This window comes from Mycobacterium asiaticum, from assembly GCF_001668675.1.
Classification (GTDB): Bacteria; Actinomycetota; Actinomycetes; order Mycobacteriales; family Mycobacteriaceae; genus Mycobacterium; species Mycobacterium asiaticum_D.
The window spans coordinates 1-1,170 of sequence record NZ_LZKQ01000278.1 but is presented as its reverse complement, the minus strand read 5'-3'; the positions used below and the strand labels follow the sequence as shown (position 1 = coordinate 1,170).

The following is a 1,170-nucleotide window of genomic DNA, read 5'->3' as shown; positions in this document are numbered from 1 at the left end:
GCGGCAACCGGTATCGCCACGGCCTACCTGGATGTCATCGCTGTCGTCACCATCTACCAGTGGGCGCCGGCGCCGGCGCGTACTGGCGTGACGGTCGGGGCGGGCGCGGCGCGGCGGCCGCGGGCGTCCAGTACTGCCAGTAGTTCTGCCAATAGGGTGCGGGCTGCTGTTGCGCGGCCGGAACGTAGGCCGGCGCCGCAGTGGGTGCCGGTGTGGGCTGCGCGGCTGGTGGGGCCGAGCCAGCGATCAACCGGTCCAATTGGCTGAGCTCTCCGGACACCCGGGACATCTGCCGGGCCAGGGCGTCGAATTCCTGCGTGAGCCGGCTGAGCACAGCACGGTCCACCTGATGCGATTCGGTCATGGTCACCCACCCTGCCGCGGAACGCCGCGAATCGGATGAGTAGGACTACCCAACTCCGGCTATTGGTCCAGCCCGTGCTCGATGGCGTATCGGGTCAACTCCACCCGGTTGGCGACCTGTAGCTTGCGGAAGGTCGCCTGCACGTGGTTTTCCACCGTCCGGTGGCTCAGCGACAGTTTTTCGGCAATCTGCTTGGCGGACATGCCTTTTGCGACGAAACGCAAGACCTCGGTCTCGCGCTCGGTGAGGCTGGGGGTGGACTTGTCCGGGCTCGGGTTCTGGGCGATGCGCCGATATTCGCCCAGCACCAACCCCGCCAGGCTGGGGGTGAAGACGGCTCGTCCGGCCGCGGTCGCCCGCACCGCCTCGGCCAGTTCGGCCTTGGATGCGCTCTTGACCAGATATCCGGTCGCACCCGCCTTGACCGCCTCGAGCACGTCATCGCGTTCGTCGGACGCCGAGAGCACCAGCACCCGGGTCGAGGGCGACACCTCGAGCACCTCTCTGGTCGCTTGCACCCCGTCGCCGTCACTCAAACGCATGTCCATCACCACGACATCCGGTTTCACCACACCGGCGCGGCGGCGCGCCAAACCATGACTGAGCAGTCCGGTCCCTCGGTGATGGTGGTCGACGACCATCCCATCTGGCGCGATGCTGTAGCCCGCGACCTTGCCGACGACGGGTTCAACGTGGTGGCCACCGCCGAGGGCGTGGCGGCGGCGGGCCCCCCCCCCGGGGGGGGGGGGCCCGCGGGGGGGGGGGGGGAGCTGGGGGTTGGTGGGGGCGCCCGGGGGGGCCCGGCC

The 1,170-nt window shown here is 69.7% G+C and carries 2 protein-coding genes and 1 pseudogene; 1 reads left to right on the top strand and 2 read right to left on the bottom strand.

The genetic code is table 11. From position 1 onward, the window contains the following. Positions 1–46: 46 nt before the first annotated feature. Together A9X01_RS23225 and A9X01_RS23220 are read right to left on the bottom strand one after the other, a co-directional pair. On the bottom strand, positions 47–364 hold the full coding sequence (locus A9X01_RS23225; protein WP_155772236.1) for a hypothetical protein: 318 nt from the start codon (positions 362–364) through the stop codon (positions 47–49). A gap of 59 nt (positions 365–423) precedes the next feature. Then, positions 424–1,005, bottom strand: a complete 582-nt coding sequence (locus A9X01_RS23220; protein WP_065122977.1) for a LuxR C-terminal-related transcriptional regulator — start codon at positions 1,003–1,005, stop codon at positions 424–426. On the opposite strand from A9X01_RS23220, the pseudogene A9X01_RS31610 reads away from it, so the two are divergent. Next, a pseudogene (locus A9X01_RS31610) lies at positions 961–1,089 on the top strand (DNA-binding response regulator); the annotation flags it as partial. The gene A9X01_RS23220 and the pseudogene A9X01_RS31610 overlap by 45 nt on opposite strands. Between the last annotated feature and the right edge of the window lie 81 nt (positions 1,090–1,170).